This window comes from Gordonia sp. NPDC127522, from assembly GCF_042672305.1.
In the GTDB taxonomy this organism is placed as follows: Bacteria; Actinomycetota; Actinomycetes; order Mycobacteriales; family Mycobacteriaceae; genus Gordonia; species Gordonia hongkongensis.
Genome location: NZ_JBHXVK010000006.1, coordinates 90,625 through 114,324, shown reverse-complemented (window position 1 = coordinate 114,324; position 23,700 = coordinate 90,625). Strand labels below are relative to the sequence as shown.

The 23,700-nt window shown below is 70.0% G+C and carries 18 protein-coding genes; all 18 read right to left on the bottom strand.

Annotated elements, in window-relative coordinates; translation table 11 throughout:
• Positions 1-16: 16 nt before the first annotated feature.
• The gene (gene ileS, locus ACFVHY_RS13280; RefSeq protein ID WP_390272391.1) at positions 17-3,229 is read right to left on the bottom strand and encodes an isoleucine--tRNA ligase; all 3,213 of its coding nucleotides are present in this window, start codon (positions 3,227-3,229) and stop codon (positions 17-19) included.
• Positions 3,230-3,550: 321 nt separating this feature from the next.
• On the bottom strand, positions 3,551-4,444 hold the full coding sequence (locus ACFVHY_RS13275) for a hypothetical protein (RefSeq protein WP_390272388.1): 894 nt from the start codon (positions 4,442-4,444) through the stop codon (positions 3,551-3,553).
• A gap of 33 nt (positions 4,445-4,477) precedes the next feature.
• Complete coding sequence (locus ACFVHY_RS13270) at positions 4,478-5,293, bottom strand: DivIVA domain-containing protein (protein ID WP_390272386.1); 816 nt, start codon at positions 5,291-5,293, stop codon at positions 4,478-4,480.
• 480 nt (positions 5,294-5,773) lie between these two features.
• Positions 5,774-6,115 (bottom strand): YggT family protein, encoded by a 342-nt coding sequence (locus ACFVHY_RS13265; protein ID WP_065632304.1) that lies wholly within the window; start codon positions 6,113-6,115, stop codon positions 5,774-5,776.
• A gap of 56 nt (positions 6,116-6,171) precedes the next feature.
• Complete coding sequence (locus ACFVHY_RS13260) at positions 6,172-6,888, bottom strand: cell division protein SepF (RefSeq protein WP_065632303.1); 717 nt, start codon at positions 6,886-6,888, stop codon at positions 6,172-6,174.
• Positions 6,889-7,001: 113 nt separating this feature from the next.
• Positions 7,002-7,751, bottom strand: a complete 750-nt coding sequence (locus tag ACFVHY_RS13255) for a YggS family pyridoxal phosphate-dependent enzyme (protein ID WP_390272384.1) — start codon at positions 7,749-7,751, stop codon at positions 7,002-7,004.
• Between the two features lie 24 nt (positions 7,752-7,775).
• Positions 7,776-8,579, bottom strand: coding sequence for a peptidoglycan editing factor PgeF (gene pgeF / locus ACFVHY_RS13250; RefSeq protein ID WP_390272382.1), 804 nt, complete (start codon positions 8,577-8,579; stop codon positions 7,776-7,778).
• Positions 8,580-8,587: 8 nt separating this feature from the next.
• The gene (ftsZ, locus tag ACFVHY_RS13245) at positions 8,588-9,754 is read right to left on the bottom strand and encodes a cell division protein FtsZ (RefSeq protein WP_058251716.1); all 1,167 of its coding nucleotides are present in this window, start codon (positions 9,752-9,754) and stop codon (positions 8,588-8,590) included.
• A gap of 324 nt (positions 9,755-10,078) precedes the next feature.
• Positions 10,079-10,780: a cell division protein FtsQ/DivIB gene (locus tag ACFVHY_RS13240; protein WP_390272378.1), complete on the bottom strand. Its 702-nt coding sequence runs from the start codon at positions 10,778-10,780 to the stop codon at positions 10,079-10,081.
• The gene (gene murC, locus ACFVHY_RS13235; RefSeq protein ID WP_390272567.1) at positions 10,777-12,306 is read right to left on the bottom strand and encodes a UDP-N-acetylmuramate--L-alanine ligase; all 1,530 of its coding nucleotides are present in this window, start codon (positions 12,304-12,306) and stop codon (positions 10,777-10,779) included. Before murC ends, ACFVHY_RS13240 begins: the two co-directional genes overlap by 4 nt.
• 79 nt (positions 12,307-12,385) lie before the next feature.
• Positions 12,386-13,516, bottom strand: a complete 1,131-nt coding sequence (gene murG, locus ACFVHY_RS13230) for an undecaprenyldiphospho-muramoylpentapeptide beta-N-acetylglucosaminyltransferase (RefSeq protein WP_065632299.1) — start codon at positions 13,514-13,516, stop codon at positions 12,386-12,388.
• A 159-nt stretch (positions 13,517-13,675) separates the two neighbouring features.
• The gene (gene ftsW / locus ACFVHY_RS13225) at positions 13,676-15,601 is read right to left on the bottom strand and encodes a putative lipid II flippase FtsW (RefSeq protein WP_390272375.1); all 1,926 of its coding nucleotides are present in this window, start codon (positions 15,599-15,601) and stop codon (positions 13,676-13,678) included.
• A 5-nt stretch (positions 15,602-15,606) separates the two neighbouring features.
• Entirely contained in the window at positions 15,607-17,190 is a 1,584-nt protein-coding gene (murD, locus tag ACFVHY_RS13220; RefSeq protein WP_390272372.1) for a UDP-N-acetylmuramoyl-L-alanine--D-glutamate ligase, read from the bottom strand.
• The gene (gene mraY, locus ACFVHY_RS13215; protein WP_058251712.1) at positions 17,183-18,280 is read right to left on the bottom strand and encodes a phospho-N-acetylmuramoyl-pentapeptide-transferase; all 1,098 of its coding nucleotides are present in this window, start codon (positions 18,278-18,280) and stop codon (positions 17,183-17,185) included. The genes murD and mraY overlap by 8 nt, the downstream gene beginning before the upstream one ends.
• Before the next feature lie 121 nt (positions 18,281-18,401).
• The gene (locus ACFVHY_RS13210) at positions 18,402-18,887 is read right to left on the bottom strand and encodes a UDP-N-acetylmuramoyl-tripeptide--D-alanyl-D-alanine ligase (protein ID WP_390272370.1); all 486 of its coding nucleotides are present in this window, start codon (positions 18,885-18,887) and stop codon (positions 18,402-18,404) included.
• Entirely contained in the window at positions 18,884-20,530 is a 1,647-nt protein-coding gene (locus ACFVHY_RS13205; RefSeq protein ID WP_390272368.1) for a UDP-N-acetylmuramoyl-L-alanyl-D-glutamate--2,6-diaminopimelate ligase, read from the bottom strand. Before ACFVHY_RS13205 ends, ACFVHY_RS13210 begins: the two co-directional genes overlap by 4 nt.
• A 268-nt stretch (positions 20,531-20,798) precedes the next feature.
• Positions 20,799-22,724 carry a peptidoglycan D,D-transpeptidase FtsI family protein gene (locus ACFVHY_RS13200; RefSeq protein ID WP_390272365.1) on the bottom strand — a complete coding sequence of 642 codons (1,926 nt, stop codon included), beginning with the start codon at positions 22,722-22,724 and terminating at the stop codon, positions 20,799-20,801.
• 109 nt (positions 22,725-22,833) lie between these two features.
• The gene (locus tag ACFVHY_RS13195) at positions 22,834-23,700 is read right to left on the bottom strand and encodes a hypothetical protein (RefSeq protein ID WP_390272363.1); all 867 of its coding nucleotides are present in this window, start codon (positions 23,698-23,700) and stop codon (positions 22,834-22,836) included.

Below are 23,700 nucleotides of genomic sequence, written 5' to 3'. Positions count from 1 at the left end.
TGCACGGGTCAGCGGATCAGTTCGCCTTCGCCACGTCGGCGGTCACACCGTCGCCCAGTTCGATGCTGCCCGCGTCACCATCGCCGGACACGTCGAAACGCACCGCGAGCACCTCGCCGGCGATCAGGTCGGCGTGCGTCCTCGCCCAGTCCAGACGTTCGGCCGGTACGACGAGTCGCACCGTGATCCGGTCGGACACGTCCAGTCCCAGGGTGCGGCGCGCATCCTGCAGCTCGCGAACCCGGTCCTTCGCCCACCCCTCGGCCTCGAGTTCGGGCGTGACCGCCGTGTCGAGGACGACCAGGCCGTTCCCGCCCGGCAGCTCCGCGGTCGAGTCCGGTTCGACGGCCACCAGCCGCCGGGTGAACTCACCGTCGTGGAGTTCGATGCCGTCGGCGACGACGACCTCGGACCCGTCGGCGCCCTCGCCCGCAGTCCAGTTGCCCGACTTCACCGCCTTGATCGCACGCTGCACGTCCTTGCCCAGGCGGGGGCCGGCGGCACGGGCGTTGACCGCGATCTCGTAACGCCCGTACTCGCTGGCATCGGTCGCCAGTGTCACGTTCTTGACGTTCATCTCGTCCTTGATCAGGTCGACGAACGGCTCGAGCGCGGCCGCGGTCGGCGAGGCCACCGTCAGACCCGACAGGGGCAGTCGGACCCGCAGCTTGTTGGCCTTGCGGACGCTCGACGCCGTCGAGCACACCGCCTGGACCTGGTCCATCGCCATGACCAGGTCGGCATCGGCCGGCAGCTCATCGCTCGTCGGCCAGTCCGTCAGGTGCACCGACCGCTCCCCGGTGAGACCCCGCCAGACGGCCTCGGTCGCCAGCGGGAGCAGCGGCGAGGCCAGCCGGCAGGCGACCTCGAGCACGGTGTACAGGGTGTCGAAGGCGTCGGTGTCCTCGTCCTGGCCGGCCCAGAAGCGCGCCCGGGAACGACGCACATACCAGTTGGTGAGCGACTCGACGAACTCACGGAAGGCGTCACACGCCCCCGCGATGTCGTAGATGTCGAGCGCCGCGGTCATCGTGTCACGGGTCGTCGCCAGCTTGGCCAGGATGTAGCGGTCGAGCACATGCTGCGAGTCGGTCCGCCAGGTCGCCGGGCGCTCGGCGTAGAGCTGCAGGAAGCTGTAGGCGTTCCACAGCGGCAGGAGCGCCTGACGCACCCCTTCCCGGATGCCTCGCTCGGTCACGACGAGGTTGCCGCCGCGCAGGATCGGCGAGGCCATCAGGAACCATCGCATCGCGTCCGAACCGTCGCGATCGAAGACCTCGTTGACGTCGGGGTAGTTGCGCTTCGACTTCGACATCTTCTGCCCGTCGTCACCCAGCACGATCCCGTGCGCAGCAACGGTTTTGAAGGCCGGCCGGTCGAACAGCGCGGTGGCCAGCACGTGCAGCGTGTAGAACCAGCCACGGGTCTGCCCGTTGTACTCGACGATGAAATCGCCCGGGTTGTGGGCCGGGGCGTGCGCGGAGTCACCACCGTCGAACCAGTCGCGGTTCTCGAACGGATAGTGCACCTGGGCGAACGGCATCGAACCCGACTCGAACCAGCAGTCGAGGACCTCGGGCACCCGACGCATGGTCGACTTGCCGCTCGGGTCATCGGGATTGGGCCGGGTGAGTTCGTCGATGAACGGCCGGTGCAGGTTGTCCGGACGCACCCCGAAGTCGCGCTCGAGGTCGTCGAGCGAACCGTAGACGTCGACGCGCGGGAACTCCGGGTCGTCGGACACCCAGACCGGCAGTGGCGCACCCCAGTACCGGTTGCGACTGATGTTCCAGTCCCGGGCGCCCTCGAGCCACTTGCCGAACTGCCCGTCCCGGATGTGTTCGGGTACCCAGGTGATCTGCTTGTTCAGCTCCACCATACGGTCGCGGAACTGCGTCACCGCGACGAACCACGACGGCACCGCCATGTAGATGAGCGGCTGGCCCGACCGCCACGAGTGCGGGTAGGAGTGCTCGATGGTCTCATGGCGCAGGATCCGGCCGGATTCCTTCAGGTCCTTGATGATCACCGGGTTGGCGTCGAACACCATCAGGCCCTCATACGGCGGGACCTGCGCGGTGAAGCGTCCGCCCGGGTCGAGCGGTTGCACCACCTCGATGCCGTTGGCGGTCGCGAGGTCCATGTCCTCCTCGCCGAAAGCCGGTGCGAGGTGCACGATCCCGGTGCCGCTGTCGGTGGTCACGTAGTCGCCCAGCAAGACCCGGTGCGAGTTCGGGTGACCGGCGAAGAAGTCGAACGGCGGTGTGTACGACAGGTTCTCCAGGGTCGTGCCCAGGTGGGTGCCGAGCACCTCCGGATCGGCGATCTCCTTCGCGTACGCACCGAGCAGCGCCTCGGCCAGCAGGTACTCCCGGCCGTCGGCGGCCTTCACATGGACGTACGTGACCTCGGGGTTCACCGCGATCGCGAGGTTGGACGGCAGGGTCCACGGCGTCGTCGTCCAGATGAGCGCGTTGACTCCGTCGAGCGAGGCCAGCGGACCGTCGGGCACCCGCAGCGGCATCGTGACGGTGACCGCCGGGTCCTGCCGCATCCGGTAGGCATCGTCGAGCTTGGACTCCTGGTTGGACAACGGCGTCTGCTCGTACCAGCTGTAGGGCAGCACCCGATAGCCCTGGTAGATGAGCCCCTTGTCGTAGAGCGCCTTGAACGCCCACATCACCGACTCCATGAAGTCGAGATCGAGTGTCTTGTAGTCGTTGTCGAAGTCGACCCAGCGGGCCTGGCGGGTCACGTAGTCACGCCACTCCCCCGTGTACCGCAGCACCGAGTCGCGGCAGTACTCGTTGAACTTCGCCATGCCCATCTTCTCGATCTCCGACTTGTCGGTGATCCCGAGCTGGCGTTCGGCCTCCAGCTCTGCGGGCAGACCGTGTGTGTCCCAGCCGAACCGGCGGTCCACCTTCTTGCCGCGCATCGTCTGGTACCGAGGTACCAGATCTTTGACGTAACCGGTCAGCAGGTGACCGTAGTGCGGCAGCCCGTTCGCGAACGGCGGACCGTCGTAGAAGACGAACTCCTCGGCGTCGGCCCGGTTCTCGATCGACGCGGCGAAGGTCGAATCGGAGTCCCAGTACTGCAGGACCCGCTGTTCCACGGACGGGAAGTCGGGGGCGCTGCGCCCGGTGCCCCCGGTCATGTCGACCTTGGGATACACCCGCCCGGACTGAGTGGGGGCGGACTGGGTGGGGTCGGTCGCGTCGCTCACGGCTCGTCTCCTCGTGCCTGGTGATGTCTCATCGGCACGGGGACGCACACCGGAGGTCTGCGCGGTACCACCCCGCTTGCGTCGGAGATCCGACGCCACTCGACGAATCGCGACGGTCGGTGACCGTACGATCCTGTGGCTGTCACGGGCCACGCCCGCCCGGTTCTACTGGGAGTCACGCATTCGCACCGTCCACTGGACGCCGCACTCGATGACACCGTTCTTCCGGGTGCTCCCCGGTGATGGCCGGATCAACGCGTGAACCAGTGTAGCGACGACCCACCCGGTCGGGCCAATGGGTGTTCGGCCGCGCGGGTGCGCTCAGTCCGACGGCGGATGCCAGTTCGGATCAAGCGGATCGAAATCTGCACGCCGGCGACGCGGCGCGGACTCATCGGAACGCGTTGCCCGGTCGTCCGGGCCGGCGGCGCTGCCGCCCGGCACGTCGTCGGGGGCCCACCCCGTGGACTGCGGGTCGAACGGACGCGGAGCCGACGGCGGGCCGACCGGAGGCCGTTGACCCCTGGTCGGAGGCGGGCCGGATTGCGGAGGACCGAATTGCCCCTGCTGCGGCCGGGCCTGCTGTTGAGTCCACGATGGTTGACCGACCCCGGGCTGGCGACTCTGCGGTCCTACGCCGGGCGGTCGGGAACCCGGCGGCGGACCGGGGCGACCCTGGGCACCGGGGGGACCACCGGCGACATCGACACCGGTCGGCGGGACCCCCCGGGACGGCCCGTCACCACTCGGACCGTCGCCGCCGACCGAACGCAGATAGTCCTCGAGGTTGCCCTCACGACGCTCGGGAGCAGGACGATTCGGCGGGACCGAACCAGCGGGCGCGGCCATTCCTGGGTCGAAGGCCCCGGGCCGATAACCGGCGGGCTCGGAATCGCCGACACCGGGGGCGTCGGCGGCGGGGTACCGGCGCGTCGGTGCATCGGCGCCGCGATCGCCGTCCGAGTCGTGCCGGGTGACCGCGTCGTCGTCGGCGTCGTGCGACGGACCGGTGTCGGAGCCGGCGCCCGGGACCATGTCTTCCAGTGACCGGGCCGCGTCGCCCTTGCGACCGGCGAACACGTCCACCAGGAGGAAGCCGAGGCCCACCAGACAGACCACGATGCAGGCCACGGCCAGCCACACGGTTCCGGTGATGAGACCGAGGATGAGCAGCACGAACCCCAGAAGGGTCGCGGCCAGCGCCAAGGTCAGCACATCACCAGCCTAGTGCGCACCGATCCGCCCAGGTCAGCTGGGTGAGTAGCTGCTGAATCCACCGTTACCCGGATCGTTCGAGAACGACTGGTCGGGTCGGCCGCCCTCGACAGGCGCCGCGCTGCCACGCTGCTGGAGTTCCTCGAGCTGGGATTCGAGGTAGGTCTTGAGACGCGTACGATATTCGCGCTCGAACGTCTTGAGCTGCTCGATCCGGCCCTCCAGCACACCGCGCTGCTGGTTGATCGTGCCCATGATCTCGCTGTGCTTGCGCTCGGCGTCGCTCTGCAGGGCATCGGCACGTTCCTGTGCCTGCCGCAGCTGCGCCTCCGATCGCGTCTGGGCGTCGGCGAGGATCGCCTCCGAGCGCTGCCGGGCATCGGCGAGCATGGCATCGGACTTGCTCTGCGCCTCGGAGACGAGCGTGTCGGCGCGCGTCTGAGCGTCGGACAGCATCGCGTCGGCGTCGGCGCGTGCGCTGCCGGTGAGCCGGTCCGCGGTGTCCTGGGCGAGCGCGAGAACGCGTGCGGCGCGCACGTTGGCGTCGTCGTTGGTCGCCTGCGGGGCCGGCGTCGGCGCCGGGGCGGGCGGCTCGGGTGCCGCGGCGGGCTTGGCGAACATCTGGGTCCGGTCGTCCGCCTGGGCGCCACCACCGGAACGGGCATCGGCGAGCTCGCTCTCGAGCTCCTCGACGCGCTGCTTGAGGTCGGTGTTCTCTTCGATCAGCCGTGCGAGTTCGGCTTCGACGAAGTCGAGGAACTGATCGACCTCGTCCTCGTTGTAACCGCGCTTACCGATGGGCGGTTTGCTGAACGCGACGTTGTGCACATCAGCTGGAGTCAGCCGCATGTCGGTTCCCCTCGTGTCTGGTGGTGAACTTGTGTTCAGTTGGCGGGCCGTCCAACCCGGATCGCGCGACGGTGAGTCGTTCGACCAATACAGGTTGTCACTAACTATTCATACCAGTCAAAAATTGTAACTGGCGTCCAATCCTGTCACACGCGAACCGTTGGTCGCATCTCTGCGATGCGCTGTTGAAATGAAACAGTCATCCGAAGATGACTTATAACCGTAGACCATCTCCCTGACGCGGGGTACCCGCCGCCCGATCGAGTGCGCCCGCCGGGGACGGACCCTTCGTGACGCGCCCTCCGCAAGCTCCGGGAGCTCCTCAGGGAGCAGGGGGACGCGCCCGCAAGCTCCGGGAGCTCCTCAGGGAGCAGCGGGACGCGCCCGCAAGCTCCGGGCGCTCCTCAGGGAGCAGGGGGAGTCGCTTCTTTCGGATTCGGGAGCAGAGGGGACGCGCCCGCAAGCTCCGGGACCAAGGGATCACGGGCGGACGAGGTGTCCGGCGATCGCGAGCGACTCGGCCAGAGCGTCGGCGCGCAGACCGTTGACGATGTTCATGCCGATGATCACGACGAGCATCACGATCATGAGCGACAGGTCGAGCCGGATGGGACCGAGTGGGATCGGGGGGAGAACGCGACGCAACGCCTTGATCGGGGGGTCGGTCACGGTGAAGACCATCTCGATGACGACCACCGCGATCCCGGTGGGGCGCCACTCACGGGCGAAGGTGCGCACCAGTTCGACCACCAGCCGGCCCAGGAGGAGCAACCAGAAGATCAGCAGGATGTAGTACAAGACGCTCAACAAAATCGCAGCCACGCGTCAAGAGTGCCTGAACATCTCGGACGACGGCGAACCGAGGTACCCGACGCCGGTCAGGAGTGGTTGTAGAAGCCCGTCTCGGCGATCTTGCGGCGGTCTTCGGGCGACACGTCGACGTCGGCGGGCGACAGCAGGAACACCTTGGTGGCCACCTTGTCGAACGATCCGCGCAGCGCGAACGCAAGACCCGCGGCGAAGTCGACGAGGCGCTTGGCGTCGTCGTTGCTCATGTCGACGAGGTCCATGATGACCGGGTTGCCGTCGCGGAAACGCTCCCCGATGGTACGGGCTTCGCTGTAGTCCGACGGGCGCAGCGTGGTGATCTTCTGCAGCGGGCTGTCGGCGAAGACGCGCTCGAGTTCGCGGGGGTCGGCACCCATCGACCGCGGCGCGGTGGCAGCGCGCAGGGCCGCACTCGACGAACGCTGCAGCGGTTCGAGGCGGGCGGGTGCCCGCATCGGCCCCTCGCCCACCGCGCGACTGCCGGCGTAGGCGAACTCCGCCGCGTACTCCGGGGCCAGGTCGAAGCCGGCGTCGTAGTGACGGTCGGACAGCTCGTCGCGGTACGCGATCTCGTCGCGGTAGCCGGCGTCCCGGAAGGACGGCTCGTATCCGGGATCGTAGGAGGAGTCGCCGTAGTAGTCGTCACGGTAGGCGCGCTCACGAGACCGCTCACGCAGCGGCGGGGCCGACTCCTCGAGGTAGTCGTCCTCGTACTCGCTGGGCGGCACCATGCCGAAGTAAGCCTTGAACTTCTGCATCGTGGTCATTGACGGCCTCTCTGGTAGTGCGACGCCGGTTGCTGCCGTGCCGGATGGTGCATCTGTGGTCAGTGAGCTGACTGCGCTTCGTGTGTCACTTGGTTCTGGTGTTACCAATGTGATTACTGAGAGATTAGCGGCCGATCGCCCATGATCGCGGTTCCGACACGCACGCATGTCGAGCCCGCGGCGACCGCCTCCTCCATGTCCCCGGACATGCCCGCGGACAGTTCGGCGGCGTCGAATCGCCCGCGGAACGCCTCGTGGATGCGTGCGGCCTCGGCCATCCAGTGTCCGGGTTCGCCGTCCAGCGGGGCGATGACCATGAGCCCGCGCAACCGCAGTGAATCGGCCTCGACGACCCGCTCGGCCAGAGCCGGGAGATCCTCTTCGACGACGCCGCCGCGTTGCGGATCGCCGTCGAGGCTGACCTGGAGCAGGATGCCGAGCGGATCGGCGCGCTCCCCCTCGTCGAGTGCCGCGACCGCGGCACGGTCCAGGGCGTCGACGACCTTCGGGCGGTCGACGGAGTGCACCGCGCGCGCCCACCGCGCCACCGACCGGGCCTTCTTGGACTGCACCGAACCGATCATGTCGAAGACGGGGACGTCGCCGGGCTCCGGGGACTCCCAGTCCCCCAGCACCTCTGCCACCTTCCGGCCGGCCTCGGGTTCGCGCGACTCGCCGAACGCGCGCTCCCCCAGCCGCAGCAGCCGACGGACGTCATCCGCGGGAAAGAACTTGGTGACCACGAGGAGCTGACAGGACCCCGCCGGCCGGTGGGCGGCCTCGACCGCGGCGTCGAGGCGCCGACGCACCGCGGCCAACCGTTCGCCCAGCTCGGCGGTGCGCGCATCAGATGACCCGGTCATGTCCCCATCCTTCTCGCCACCGGGTCACTCCCCGAGCGGGCGCCGCTCACCGGGTGCATCGTCGCCGGGTGCATCGTCGCCGTGTGCATCGTCACCGTGTACATCGTCACCGTGTACATCGTCACCGGGGTCCATCCAGATGACCGAGGCCAGGCGGCCCGTGGGTGCGCCCCGGCGATGGCTGAACAGGCTCGGGTCGGCGATGGTGTCCCGCGGGTCGACCGCGACTCCGGCGACGCCGGCCTCGAGCAACTGCCGCCGCAAGCCGGCACGCAGGTCGAGACCGGCCGTGCCCTTCTTGGTACGCACGGCGCTGCCCGGCAGATGTTTCTCTACGTCGGCCTGCATGTCGGCGGGCACCTCGTAGTGGTCTCCGCTCGCGGCGGGACCGAGGAAGGCACCGATGGACCCGATGCTGGCGCCGAGTTCGACCATTGCGCGCAGGGTGGCGGGCACGATGCCGATCCGGGCGCCGACGCGGCCCGCATGGACCGCCGCGATCACACCGGCGTCGTCGTCGCTGAGGAGTACCGGGACGCAGTCGGCGGACAGCACGGCGAGGGCGAGACCGGGCGTGGTCGTGACCAGCGCGTCAGTGGCGGGCACCGGCTCGGGAACCGGTCCGTCGACCACGGTGACGTTGCGACTGTGGATCTGTTCCATCCAGACCACCGACCCGGCCGCCACCCCGATCTGCTCGGCCAGCCGAATCCTGTTCGCCGCCACGGCTTCCGGATCGTCTCCGACGTGATCACCGAGATTGAACGAATCGTACGGTGACACCGAGACCCCGCCGGCACGGGTGGTGATGACACGACGCACCCGCATGCGCGGGCTCAGCGCTTCATGAACGACGGCACGTCGACATCGTCGTCGTCGAGCCGGACGGTGTTGCGGCGGGGCGGCTCCGGCTCCTGCTCGAACGGATCGCCCGCACCCTTCGGCATGTCCCCGAAGAGCGGATCGTTCTTCGGCGGCGACGCCACGGCGCCGGCCTGGCCCTGACCGACCGCGGAACGCCCCGCGGCGGCCGGGACGTCGGTCCGCTTCTTGGGTGAGCCACCGTCGAAGCCGGCGGCGATGACCGTGACCCGGACCTCGTCACCGAGGTTGTCGTCGATCACCGTGCCGAAGATGATGTTGGCGTCCTCGTGCGCGGCCTCCTGCACCTGGGTCGCGGCGTTGTGGATCTCGAACAGACCCAGGTCGCTGCCACCGGCGATCGAGATCAGCACACCGCGGGCGCCTTCCATCGAGGCCTCGAGCAGCGGCGAGTTGATCGCGGACTCGGCGGCCTTGCGCGCACGCTCCTCGCCGCGGGCCGAACCGATGCCCATCAGCGCGCTGCCGGCATCGCTCATGACGCCCTTGACGTCGGCGAAGTCGACGTTGATCAGGCCCGGCGTGGTGATGAGGTCGGTGATGCCCTGCACACCGTTGAGGAGCACCTCGTCGGCACTGCGGAACGCGTCCATCAGGCTGACCTGCGCGTCGCCGAGCTGCAGCAGACGGTCGTTGGGGATCACGATCAGCGTGTCGCAGGACTCGCGCAGCGCGGTGATGCCCGCTTCGGCCTGTCCGCCGCGTCGCTTGCCCTCGAAGGCGAACGGCCGGGTGACCACGCCGACGGTGAGCGCACCGAGCTTGCGCGCGATCGACGCGACCACGGGTGCACCACCCGTTCCGGTCCCGCCGCCCTCGCCCGCGGTCACGAAGACCATGTCGGCGCCCTTGAGCAGTTCCTCGATCTCGTCGCGCGCGTCCTCGGCGGCGCGGCGACCGACCTCGGGATCGGCACCGGCGCCGAGACCCCGTGTCGAGTCGCGCCCGACATCGAGCTTGACGTCGGCGTCGCTCATCAACAACGCCTGGGCGTCGGTGTTGATCGCGATGAACTCGACTCCCTTGAGTCCCTGTTCGATCATGCGGTTGACGGCATTCACGCCGCCACCGCCGATGCCGACGACCTTGATGACGGCCAGGTAGTTGTGCGGTGGCGTCATGCGCTCGCCTTCCTTGTGTGGTCGATCTCTGTTCGAGTTCTGGTCTCGATATGTCCTGTGTGAACCGGCCGGTCCACGTCCCGCTCGCGACAAACCCTAAACCTGAACCATAGATTTAGAGTTATGTCAAGTAACTCGTTGTGGTGATGACGCTAGGCATCGCGGGCCCCGGTATCCAGATCCGCGCTCGGCGTGTCGGGAAGTCGTGGCGAAATCCGCCGGAACCCTCAGCTTTTCGCCGCCCCACGGCAGTCGTCCGGCCCCGTCACGCGGGTCCGCGCCACCCCGCCGGAGAATCCGAGGACGGCCGGATCCGGCGTGCGGTCACCGATAGGCCGGGAACTCGGGACTCGACACGTTGTACATCCGCGCCTCGCGGGTGAGCAGGTGCGTCAGTGTGCGGGCCTTCTCGGCGCCGCGGTCGCTGTCCCCCCACACCACGGTGCGCTTCTCCGACAGCGTGAACTCGATGTCGACCGGCGAGGTCGCCGTCACCCGGATGACCTGCCGCGCCAGCGATTCGGGCAAGCCCGCCACCGCCGCGATGGTCTCCCTGGTGGTCGGGTCCGCCGGCCCCGGGTTCGGGGTGTCGAGAACCGGGAGCTTGAGCACCTCGGGCGGGACGCCCTGCGTGCGGTCGTAGTCGAGGAACGCCACCCCGGACTTGTCGAGCACGTGGACGTCGTCGCCGTTGTTCACGATCACGACCGGGACCCGCTCGACGACGGTGATGGTCAGCGACGAGGGGTAACTCCGCTGCACGCGCGCCGATTCGACGGACGGGATGGTGGCGACACGCTGCGCGACCGCCCGGGTGTCGACCTGCAGCAGCGGGGTGCCCGACGGCACCGCCGCGACCCGCAGGATCTCGTCGGCCGGAATCGACCCGTTGTCGCGGACGTCGGTGCCGCGCACCGACATCAGCGGCGTGAGGTAGGCGATGAGCACCAACCCGACGCCGGCCGCGACCACCATGAGCGTGCCGAGGACCACGCGCGACCGGCGGCGCTCCGGCCAGCGGATCACGACACCCGCCCCGTCCGGCCGTCGGAGTCCGCCGGGCCGTCGGTCGTCGAGGCCGGGGCCAGGGCGTCGAGGATCTCCGGACCCTGCATCGTGATGTCGCCCGCGCCCAGGGTCAGCACGACATCCCCGGATCGCGCCAGTCGCGCGACCTGCGCGGCCAGCCGCGACAGGTCCGGGGCGAAGATCCCCGGCACGGTCAGCTTGTCCGAGATCGTGCGCCCGCTGACTCCCGGGATCGGGGCCTCACGGGCCCCGTACACATCGGCGACGACGACTGCGTCGGCGAGGTCGAGAGCAGCGGCGAACTCGTCGGCGAACTCGACGGTGCGTGAGTAGAGGTGCGGCTGGAACACCGCGATCACGCGCCCGCGCGAACCGCTCGGCCCGCCGCGGGCGGACACCATGTCCTGCGCCGCCGACAGCACGGCCCGCACCTCGGTCGGATGATGGGCGTAGTCGTCGATGACCTCGACGCCGCCGCGCCGTCCGCGGAACTCGAAACGGCGGTGGACACCGCCGAACGCGCCGATCCCGGCCACGATGCCGTCGAGCCGCCCGACCCCGGTCGATGCGTCGGATGTCGCGACGCCGGGCTGCGCACCCACCCGGGCGGCACCGATCACCGCGGCGATCGCGTTGAGCGCCATGTGCTCGCCCGGGAGCGGGAGGACGATTCGTCGATCCTCGGCATCCGGACAGAGCGGGGAGGTGAACCGGACCGTGGCGGCTCCGCCGCCTCCGCGCGGCTGCCAGGACGTCATGGTCGCGACGTTGCGGACGGTCGGCGCCAGCGCGGCGTGGGTCCCCCGTCCGTAACCGAGGACCTCCACCCCGCGCGCGGTGAGCGACTCGGCGACGCGGCCGGCCAGGGCGGCCGAGCCCGGGTCGTCGAGGCACACGACGAGCGACCCGCCGCCGGCGATGCGCGCGACGAACCGGTCGAACACCTCGACATAGGCCTCGATGGAACCGAAGAAGTCGAGGTGGTCGGCGTCGATGTTGGTGACGACGACGACGTCGGGTGTGTACTCCAGCAGCGAGCCGTCGCTCTCGTCGGCCTCGGCGACGAAGATCGGGTCGCCACCGTGGTGGGCGTTGGTCCCCGACTCGTTCAACTCGCCGCCGATCGCGAACGACGGGTCGGTCCCGGCATGCTGCAGCGCGACGACCGCCATCGAGGTCGTGGAGGTCTTGCCGTGGGTGCCGGCGATCAGCAGGCTGCGCTGACCCGCCATCAGCTGGGCCAGGACGCGCGGTCGCAGGAGAATCGGGATGCCGCGCGACCGTGCCGCCACGAGTTCGGGATTGGTCTTCGGGATCGCGGCGTGAGTGGTCACCACGACAGACGGGCCACCGGGGATCTGGTCGAGCGCCGACGGATCGTGCCCGACCTGCACCCGGGCGCCGCGGGTCCGGAGTTCGAGGATGCCGCGACTGTTCTTGGCATCCGACCCCGACACCTGTCCCCCGCGGGCCAGCAGAATCCGGGCCAGCCCCGACATCCCGGCGCCGCCGATGCCGACCATGTGGACGCGGCTCAGTTCGTCGGGCAGCGACCCCGGAGCCGACGCCGCCTCGTCCTTCTCCGTCGCTTCGCTCACGGTCTCATCGTTCACGGGCCGACCTCCCACCGCGACGACGTCCGGCCCGGAAATCCTGCGCGAGTTCGATGGCGGCGGTGGCCACCGCCGCCGCGGCGTCCCGATGCCCGGTGCCCGCGGCAGCGATCGACATCTCGTGCAGCCGAGCCGAATCCGTCAGCAGCGCAGGCACTTCGCGGGCAACCCAGTCCGCGTCCACCGTCGCATCGTCGACGAGCAGTCCCCCGCCCGCCTCCACGACCGGGAGCGCATTCAGTCGTTGTTCGCCGTTCCCGTGCGGCAGCGGGACATAGATCGCGGGCAACCCGGTCGCCGACACCTCGGCGACGGTCATCGCGCCGGACCGGCACATCACGAGATCCGCGGCGGCGTACGCGAGATCCATCCGTTTGAGATACCCGACGGCGCGGTAGGGCGGCGCGTCATCGACGACGGCGGGGTCGATCGAGTTCTTGGGACCGTATGCGTGCAGCACGCCGATGCCGGCCTCACCCAATGTCTTCGCCGCGCCCGACACGGCGTCGTTGAGTCGTTGCGCGCCCTGCGAGCCGCCGAAGACGAGCAGCGTCGGAGCGTCGTCGTCGAGTCCGAAGTAGTGGCGCGCCTTCGCCCGCAGGGCGGGCCGGTCCAGTTCGGCGAGGACACCGCGCACCGGGATTCCGACGACCGTCGCATCGAGCCCGGAACCGTCGACCGCCGCCAGGACCCGATCGGCGAAGCGGGCACCGACCTTGTTGGCGATGCCGGCCGAGGCATTGGCCTCGTGGATGACGATCGGGATCCGATTGCGTCGGCGCAGGTGCATCTGCGCCGCGAGGTACGCCGGCACCGAGACGTAACCACCGAAACCGATGACCACGTCGGCGTCCACCTCGTCCAGAACCTTGCGGGTGGCGGCCACCGAACCCAGCAGACGACCGGGGGTGCGCGCCAGGTCGAGGCCGGGTTTGCGCGGCAACGGCACCGGCGGGATCAGCTGCAGGTCGTATCCGCGTTCCGGGACGAGATCGACTTCGAGGCCCCGACTGGTACCCAGCGCCGTGATACGGGCCGTCGGATCGATGCGGCTGACCGCGTCGGCGACGGCGAGGGCGGGTTCGATGTGACCGGCCGTGCCGCCGCCTGCGACGACCACCGACAACGGCCGGCCGTTCGGCCGTCCGGTCGTATCAGCTTGTACCGCACCCGAACTCACCGGCGTCGTCACTCCATTTCAGCTTTCGATCACATTCGCGGGCTCCCGGCCGGGAGATCTCCCGTCGTGGGCCCGCACCTCAGCCGCTCCCACCGCCGGTCACCGACGGCCGGCGCCGCGTACATTCGGCCCGCTCGCTCCGCTCCCGGCGCCGCGTACATACGACCCGCTCCCCCGATACCCGACACCGTAGTCGACGCCGCTCCGCGAAGAAGTCCCCGGCCGGACCCGCCCGCGCGGGACACCCGCCCGGCCGGAGGCCGCCGACCGGGCCCCTCGGGTGTCGCCGGCACCGGATCGCGTCGACGACCGGCCCTGCCGTCGATCGTCCCGCGCGGACTGCGACGGGGCGGCCCGCCGCTGCGACGTCTCGGCGGCCCGCCGCCAGGGCAACGGGAAGCGTCGACGGCCACGTCCGGCATCGGCCGACGGCGCGGGCCCGCTCGGCGGACGGCGACGCGACTGCGGTCCCCGGCCGCCGCGACCCGCGCCGGCCGTCGGACGCGGACCGGCCGTGCGACGCTGGTCCAGTCGATCGCGCAGCGACTCCGCCCGTGTCTGCCGGTAGGCCACCGGCGTCGGCAGGCGCAGCCACCGTGCCACGCGGCTCGGCGACCCGCCGGTGAGCGTCGCGACCGCCTCGGGTTCGTGCCTCGCGGCGTTGGCGAGCAGACCGAGCATCGCGAGGACGGTCAGCGTCGACGTGCCACCGGCCGAGATCAGCGGCAGCTGGATTCCGGTCACCGGCAGCAATCCGATGACGTAGCCGATGTTGATGAACGCCTGCGCGGTGATCAGCACCGTGATGGTCGCCGACATCAGGCGCAGGAAGGGATCGGTCGACCGGGATGCGATCCGGAAGCCGATGTAGGCGAGGACGACGAACAGGAACACCACCATGAGCCCGCCGAGCAGCCCGAGCTCCTCGCCGATGATCGCGAAGATGAAGTCGTTGTGCGCGTTCGGCAGATAGTTCCACTTGGCACTCGACTGGCCGAGGCCCACGCCGAAGACCCCGCCGTTGGCGAGCGCGTAGGTCGCCTGGCGCGCCTGATAGCCGGCGCCCTGCGGGTCATCGACGTTGCCGAGGAAGCTCATCACGCGCTGCGAGCGGTAGCCCTCGGCCAGGGCGAGGATCACGGCGAGCGCGATGCCGGACACCGCGAACGAGACGAAGACCTTGACCGGCAGTCCCGCGAACCACAACAGCGCACCGACGATGATCGCGATGGTGATCGTCGTCGACAGGTTCGGCTCGAGGATGATGAGCAGGCACACGAGCATGGCCACCGGGACGAGCGGGACCAGCAGCTCGCGCAGGGAGGCGTTGTCCCGCCGGCGCGAGGCCAGCAGGTGCGCACCCCAGATACACAACGCGACCTTCACCAGCTCCGACGGCTGCACCGACAGGCCGTAGATGACGAACCAGCGGCGTGCGCCCTGACTGAGCGTGCCCACGCCGGGGATGAGGACCAGCGCCAGGAGCACCACCGCGACGAACATCGCGGGAGCGGCGAACCGTCGGAGCAGCCGCACCGGAATCCGCAGCATGAAGTAGAAGACCACCAGGCCGAGCAGGGCGAAGATCACCTGCGTGGCGAACAGCCCGTACGCCGAACCCTCTTTGGAATACCCCTCGACCGACGACGCCGAGAGCACCATCACCAGGCCGAATGTGGTGAGCAGGAACGACATCGTGAGAATCAGCTGATACGACGCCAGCGGACGTGCCAACAGGTTGCGGATGGCGTCGAGCACGATCGCCGGGATCGACGCGGCGGTCGCTGCTGCCGCACCCGCGGAGCGGCCCGAGGCGTCGTCCGGTGCCGACCTGCCACCGGTCCCGCGCTTCACGCTCTGCCGTTCGTTTTTCGTGCGCGTCCGGCCACCGGTGTCCCCGCCGGTCTCGACATCAGCGCTCCCGTTGTCGGCAGCGACACCATCGTCTCCGACGCCGTCGAGACCGCTGCGGTCGTCGGCATCGTCGACGGGGTCGTTGTCCGCGGCCGGGTTGCGGCTGCTCATCCGACTCAGCGTCCGGTGTCGGGCGAGCCGGCGATCCGACGCGCGGCGGCGGCGAAAGCGTCACCGCGCGCGCCGTATCCGGCGAACATGTCCAGCGAGGCCGCCGCGGGTGCGAGCAGCACGGCGTCGGGCGCGGACGGGCTCGCCTCCGCGAGCACCCACGCCTCCTCGACGGCCCGGTCCATGACCGCCACCGATGTCGAGGAGCCCGTCCCCGGGAGATCAACTGCTGAGGCATGGGGACCGGCCTGTCCCGGACGATGCGCGTTCACCGTGCCATCGTCCCCTGTGAATACTGTGACTGTTGGGACTTCTGGGGCGTGTCGCGCGATCGCCTCGATCACCAGGTCCCGGTCGCGGCCGATCGCGACCACCCCGGCCAGCCGACTGCCCACCGCGGTGAGCATCTCATCCATCGACGCACCCTTGAGCAGACCGCCCGCGATCAGCACGACCCGATCGAAGGCGGCGACCGCCGCCTGGGCGGCGTGGGGGTTGGTGGCTTTCGAGTCGTCGACGAAGTCGATCCCGTCCCGCGAGGCGACGACTTCGCCGCGATGACCGGCCGGCCGGAAGGACGCCAGCCCCGCCCGTATCGCCTCCGGCCCGATGCCGGCCGCGAGCGCGAGAGCCGACGCGGCCAGCGCATCGGCGACACCCGACGGTCCGGCCGGGCGCACCTCGTCGGCGTCATACAACCGGCCCGCGTCGAAGGCGCGGTCGATCAGCACGCCGTCCGCGACGCCGAGTTGTCCGGGCTGCGGCTCGCGCAGCGTGAAACCGATGCGGCGGCCCGCGGCGGGCAGGCCGGACGCGACCGGGTCGTCCAGTCCGACAACGCTCACCGCACCGCGCAGCGCTCCCGCCTTGGCAAGTGCGTACGCCTCGAAGGTCCCGTGCCAGTCGAGGTGATCCTCGGCCACGTTCAGCACGACTCCCGCATGCGGACGGACCGACGGCGCCCAATACAGCTGGAATGACGACAGTTCCGCACACAGCACGTCCACCCGGGGCTCGGCCTGCATCGCGTCGAGCACCGGGAGCCCGATGTTGCCGCAGGCCGCACCCCTGCGACCCGATGCCTCGACGATCCCGGCGAGCATCGACGTGGTCGTCGTCTTGCCGTTGGTGCCGGTCACGACAAGCCAGGTGCGTGGTTCGCCCAACAGTCCCGCGACGTCCACGCGCCAGGCCAGTTCGACCTCGCCCCAGACCGGTACGCCGGCGGTGGCCGCGGCGGCCACCAGGTGGTGGGTGGGCGCGAAGCCGGGTGACACGATCACGACCCTGGCCGTCGCCAGTCGCCCGGGACCGGTGAGCAGATCCGCGACGGCGACCGGTTCGACGCCCTGCGACATCAGTTCGGTGACCCCGGCGACCGCCGCGGCCGCGGCGTTCCGGTCGACGGGCGGCGCGTCAGCACCGGCGAACCGGTCGTCGGCGAGCAGGACATGCGCGCCGAGCGTCACCAGGAACCGGGTGGCGGACAACCCCGCGGTCCCGGCCCCGCCGACCACGACGGTCCGGCCGGCCAGGGCGCGCGGGTCGGGCCCCCCGGGGGTCGGACTCGCTTCCGGCTGATCAGCCATTGGTGGTCAGGAACTCGCCGTAGAACAGCGACAGGCCGAGCGCACAGGCGATGGCGGTGAGCAACCAGAATCTGATGATCACCGTGGTCTCCGCCCAGCCACCGAGTTCGAAGTGGTGATGGAACGGCGCCATCCGGAACACGCGACGACCGGTGGTCCGGAAGAAGGCGATCTGGATCACCACCGACATGATCTCGGCGACGAACAGCGCGCCGATCACGACCGCGAGCAACTCCGTTCGCGTGGTGATCGACAGACCGGCGAGCATGCCGCCGAGGGCGAGCGAGCCGGTGTCGCCCATGAAGATCTTGGCGGGCGCCGCATTCCACCAGAGGAAGCCGAGGCACGCTCCACCGCCGGCCACGGCGATGAGCGCGAGATCGAGGGGGTCACGGACCTGGTAGCAGCCGGTGGGGATCTCGCTCGGTGGTTTCGCGCCGCCCGCACAGGCGTTGACGAACTGGAAGAAGGTGACCAGGACGTAAGAGCCCAGGACCATCGCCATCGAGCCGGCGGCCAGGCCGTCGAGTCCGTCGGTGAAGTTCACCGCGTTCGACCAGGCCGCGACGACCAGCCAGCAGAACACCACGAACACGACCGACCCGAGCGTGATCGCATCGATGTCGCGGACGTAGGACAGGTTCGTACTCGCCGGCGTGTAGCCGTAGTCGTTGCGGAACTGCAGCACCAGGATGCCGAAGAGGATGGCGGCGATGAACTGCCCGATCGACTTCGCGGTCTTGTTCAGACCGAGGTTGCGATGCTTGCGGATCTTGATGATGTCGTCGAGGAACCCGACGACGCCCAACGCGGTCGCCAGCCCCAGGACGAGCAGTCCGGAGGCGGTAGGCCCGTTCCCGGCGTCGGTGAAGACCCCGACGAGGTGGGCGCCGAAATATCCGGCCCAGAGAGCCGCCAGGATCGCGACGCCGCCCATCGACGGGGTCCCGCGCTTGGTCTGGTGGCTCTGCGGGCCCTCGACCCGGATCTCCTGCCCGAAGCCCTGCCGGGAGAACACCTTGATGAGGACCGGCGTCAGCAGGATCGACACCGCGATCGCGATCGCCCCCGCGAGGAGTATCTGTGTCACCGCGTTGCCCCCGCATCCTCTCCGTACGCGACCGGTCTGTTCCCGGCCGCGATCTTCCCGAACCTGCCTGACACCCCGCGGCGGAGCGGCATCGTCGGCCCACTCACGCCCGCGCGAGCGCTCACGGTGCCGCCTCGTCGCCGGCCGGGGCGTCGACGACCCGCCATCCGCCCCGCTCGGACCACGCGGTGATCACCGAGTCGAGATCGGCGCCAGCCGCGGCCAGCAGGATGACGTCGCCGGCGGCGGGCCGCCAGTCCGGTTCTGTGTCGGCGAGTCGGGCGGCGGCGTCGACGGACTCGACGATGCGCGCCTCGTCACCCCACGAACCCTCCATGACCGCGCCCTGGTGCAGCGCGTGCACCGATCGTGAATCCCCCACGCAGAGAGTCTTGTCGACGGCCAGCCGGACCGCCAGGCGGCCCAGCAGGTCGTGTTCGACGACGCGCTGGTTCTCGGTCAGGCCGGCCGGCGAGGCCAGCTCGGCGATGACCGCCCAGGTGCGGCCGGCGCCGGCGGACTCGGCGAGGCGCCGGATCAGCCGACGGGCGTCGTCGACCGACACCGGCGCATCGCCGCGGATGACCGTGACCGCTCCGGTGGTCATCGTTCGCTCTCCGTGACCGCACCCGGAGCCTCGGCTGCGCGGGACTCGAGCGCACGGGCGACGACCTCCCGATCGTCGAACGGATGCTTCACGCCGTCGATCTCCTGTCCTGCCTCGTGTCCCTTGCCGGCGACCAGCACGATGTCGGCGGGTCGTGCCCAGGCGACGGCCGCCTCGATCGCGGCGGCGCGATCGCCGATCTCCTGGATCGGTTCGGCGCCGCGGGGGCGCTCGGTTCCGGGCACGGCCTGTGCACCGGCGAGCACCTCGGCCCGGATCGCACCCGGGTCCTCGGTACGCGGGTTGTCGTCGGTCACGACCACGAGTTCGGCACCACGCGCGGCCGCCTCCCCCATCAGCGGTCGCTTCCCGGTGTCGCGATCGCCGCCGGCACCGACGACGATGGCCACCCGTCCGGTCGTCTGCCCGCGCAGTGTCGCCAGCACCGCCTCGATCGCGCCCGGCTTGTGCGCGTAGTCGACGAGGGCCAGGAACGGCTGTCCACGATCGATGCGCTGTAGGCGTCCCGGGACGCTCACCGACGCGACCGCCTCGAGTGCGGTCGGCACCGGCACCCCGGCGGCATGTGCCACGGCGACGGCCAGGAGCCCGTTGGCCACGTTGTACCGGCCGGGCAATGGGATGAGGAGCTCGTGCTCACCGTCCGGCTCGGTGAACGGGGTGCGTGACGAGCCGTCGTCGGCGAGCGACGACTCACCCGCACGCCAGTGGGCCGGCGTCGGCCCGGTGGACACCAGGACCGGCTGCAGATGGGCGGCCTCGCCCGGCCGCCGGGCGAGCTCGGCCATCCGCCGACCCCACTCGTCGTCGACGCACACGACCGCCCGGACCGCGTGCGTCGGGGCGGACGGAACGAACAGCTGGGCCTTCGCGTCGAAGTAGGCGCGCATCGTCAGGTGGAAATCGAGATGGTCCTGCGAGAGATTGGTGAACGCGCCGATCGCGAAATGCGCACCGTCGACGCGACCGAGTGCCAGCGCGTGACTCGACACCTCCATGACGACGATGTCGACGCCGTCCTCGAGCATCGCCGCGAGCAGGGCCTGCAGTGTCGGGGCCTCCGGCGTGGTCAGCGAACTCGGTTGGGCGACGCCGTTCACGCGGGTCTCGACGGTGCCGATGAGCCCTACCGAGTGCCCGGCGGCCAGCAGGGCGGCCTCGACCAGATAGGACGTGGTGGTCTTGCCCGACGTGCCGGTGATGCCGATCAGCTTGAGTCGTTGGGACGGATTGCCGTACACGCGGGCGCTGACATTGCCGAGCACCGTGCGGGGAGCGGGATGGATGAGGACCGCGACGGCCGTCTCCGGCGGCAGGACGCGAGCCAGTTCGGCCCGGCCGGCGGGGTCGGTGAGGATGGCCGTCGCACCGGCCGCCACGGCCTGATCGGCGAACTTCGCGCCGTGCGTGCTGGCCCCGGGCAGAGCGGCGAACAGGTCACCGGGCCGGACGTCCTGCGCCCGCAGGACGACCCCGGTCACCTGGGTCTCGGCGTCGGCGCCGCCGACCAGGTCGAGTCGGGCCCCGGTGGCGGTGGACAACACGGACACCGGTGTCGGCGCGACCTCACGCGGACGGATGGGTCCGCCACTCCGGTCGGGTGATCGTCGACGAGACGCCATCGGTGCTCCTCGCCTCCTCGGTTCTTCTCTCGGCGTTTCCCACGGGCGAGCGGACATGCTCGCTCCTCGGGACTGTGCTGGTCGTGCGGGACTGCTCGGTACGGGTGTCGGTGTCAGGACGTCGGACCGGGCTGTGCCGCGAGGTGCGTCGGTGCCTCGTCGGGAGGCGCAGAATCGCACTCACGATACCGACCCGCCCCGACACCACGGCACACGGTGCGCCCGTGGCCGCACCTGCCCGGCCGATCGGCGACGGGCGCCGCGGGCGCTACCGCGCGGTCAGGGTCAGCCGCGGCGTCGGCGCGGACAGCGGCACCTGGGCGCGCTGGAGCATCCACGACGTGATGGTGGAGAACAGCGGGGCCGCCGACTGACCGCCCGACCCGTCCGAACTGCGCCGTGGGTTGTCGAGCATGATCCCGACGACGTAGCGCGGGTTGTCGGCCGGGGCGATGCCCGCGAACGTGATGTTGTACCGCGAGTTCGAGTAGCACCCACAGGATGGATCGACCTGCTGCGCGGTGCCGGTCTTGCCGCTCACCTGGTAGCCGTCGACGGCCGCCTTGGTCCCGGTGCCCTGTTGCTCGCCGGTCGGGTCGTCCTGCACCACCGACCGGAACATGTCCCGGACGGTGCGGGCGGTGGACTCGCTCACCACTCGAACGGGTTGGGGCCGCGCCCGGTCGTCGGGCGCCGACCCGTCCCGCTGTTCCGACGCCAGGATACGTGGCGGAATGCGCAGGCCGTCGTTGGCGATCGCCTGGTACATCGCGGTCATCTGCAGCAGCGACATCGAAAGGCCCTGTCCGATGGGCAGGTTGGCGAACGAGCCACCGGACCACTGACTCAGGGCGGGAACCTCTCCCGCGCTCTCCGCGGGCAGGCCGACCCCGGTTCGCTGACCGAGACCGAACTTCTTGACCATGTCGGCGAAGCGCTCCTCGCCGATCCGCTGCGCGAGCATCAGGGTGCCGACGTTCGACGATTTACCGAAGATGCCGGTGGTGGTGTACGGCTCGACCCCGTGCGGCCAAGCGTCGCGCACCGTCACCCCTGCCATCCGGATGCTGCCCGGAACGCGGTGCACCGTCTCGGGCCGGGTGATGCCGTATTCGACGGCGGCCGCGGCGGCGATGAGCTTGTTGACCGAGCCTGGCTCGAACGGAGACGTGACGGCGGGGTTGCCCAGCTCGGCATCGGGCTGCTCGGACAACGGGATGGATGCGTTGAACGTCCCGTCGTTCGCCATCGCCAGCACCTCACCGGTCTTGGCATCGAGCACCACGGCCGACGCGCCCTGCGCACCCGATGCCTGCTTGGCCTTCATGACCTGGCTCTGGACGAACCACTGGATGTCGGAGTCGAGGGTGAGGCGCACCGTCGCCCCGTTGAGAGCCGGGTGCACGTTGCGCATGCTGCCGGGGATGACGGCCCCGTCCGATCCCCGGTCGTAGGTCCGCGAGCCGTCGGTCCCGGACAGGATCGAGTCCAGCGACGCCTCGAGCCCGATGAGTCCGTTGCCGTCGTAGTTCACGTCGCCGACCACGTTCGCCGCCAGCGACCCACCCGGGTAGAGGCGGACGCTCTGCGGGTCGGCACCGACCTCCGGGAAGTCCTCGGTGATACGGGACGCGACGTCGGGGCTCACGGACCGCGCGAGGTACACGAAAGTGTCCTCGCCGGTGACCTTTTCGAGGAGATCCTCCTCGCTGATCGAACCACCGAGGGCCACCGACACCCCCTTCGCGATCTCCTCGAGCCTGGTCTCGACGTCGGGAAGCGCGGGGTTCTTGCGGTGCTCTTCCTCGATTGTCTTGCGAACGGCCTTGGGCAGGAACGTCAACGACCGCGCTTCGTCGGTGTAGGCCAGCGGGCGCCCGTTGCGGTCGAGGATCGCACCGCGCTTGGCGGTGAGGACCTGCGTGTACTCGCGCTGCTGTGCGGCCTCGGCAGAGATCGAACTCGCCTGCACCGTGTGGACGACGATCATCTTGACCGCGACGGCGAGAACGACCAGCAGGACCACCACGCCCGCCGCGCGCGCACGGAAGACGAAACCCTGCGGCCCACGGCCGTTCCGCCCGCCGGGCCCCTTCCGATCCGATCCTCCCGACCCCGCTCCGGGTCCACGCCCGGGTCTGCGTCCCGGACGCGACGGGCCGGCGCCGAGCCGCTCGAAGGTCGCACGTGTCATGGTCGTCAATTGTTCACCGCTTCAACGTGGTTACCCCGGATTTGACCCCGGCGGGTTGGAGATGGCGCCGGAGATCCAGCGCACTTCGGAAGCGCGGATCGGAGCGAACTCACGGGGTGGGCACCACATTCGGCGCCGGAGTCGGGGCCGATGGCGCGGCCGGGGGCACGGCACCGGCCCCGGAGGGAGCCGGACTCGCACCGGACGGGAGCGGATTCGCGCCGGGCGGCGCGGTCTGCGACGGAGACGGTCCGCCGGCCGCCGGTTCGCCGGATGCCGGTTGCGACGATGTGGGTTGCGACGGTGCGGGTTGCGGTGTGGACGTCCCACCCGCCTCGGGTCCCGCGGAACCCGATCCGCCGCCCAGCCCGATCGAGTCGTCGACCTGGCTCGGGTCGATCGATTCCGCGGGATCCGGTGCGGTATCGGGATTCAGGCTCCCCATCGGACGCCCGGACGCGGGCTCCGGCTTGCCCACCACGCGCGGGCGTCGCGGGTCGTCGACGATCATCCGAGCGGGGTTGTCGGCGGGGATCATGCCGAGACGTGCTGCCTTGTCGGACAATTCAGGCGCCGAGTTGCCCGATTCGTACGTGCGCTTGAGCGCGTCGCGCTGATCGATGAGGGACTGGTTCTGCGTCCGCTCGATTCCCAGCTTGTAGGAGTCCTGCGCCGCCTTGGTCGACAACCACAGGCTGAGACCGAGTCCGAGGACGAGCAGCGCGATCACCGGCACGACAAACGGGGTGTGCTGCAGTCGCTCTCGCAGGGACACCCCGGTCATGGACAGTCCGCCGCCGGTACGACGCGGCGGCGTGGCACGACCCGCCGCGGAGCGTCGGTGTCGACGGTCGAGCGCCCGCTGGGCGGCCCGCGATCGTGTCGCACGTTCGGACTCGATGCGGGTTCGGCGTGACCGTCGCGAATCGCGCTCGTCGCCGGCGGACCGCGACGGGGCCTCGTGCAGGATGGTCAT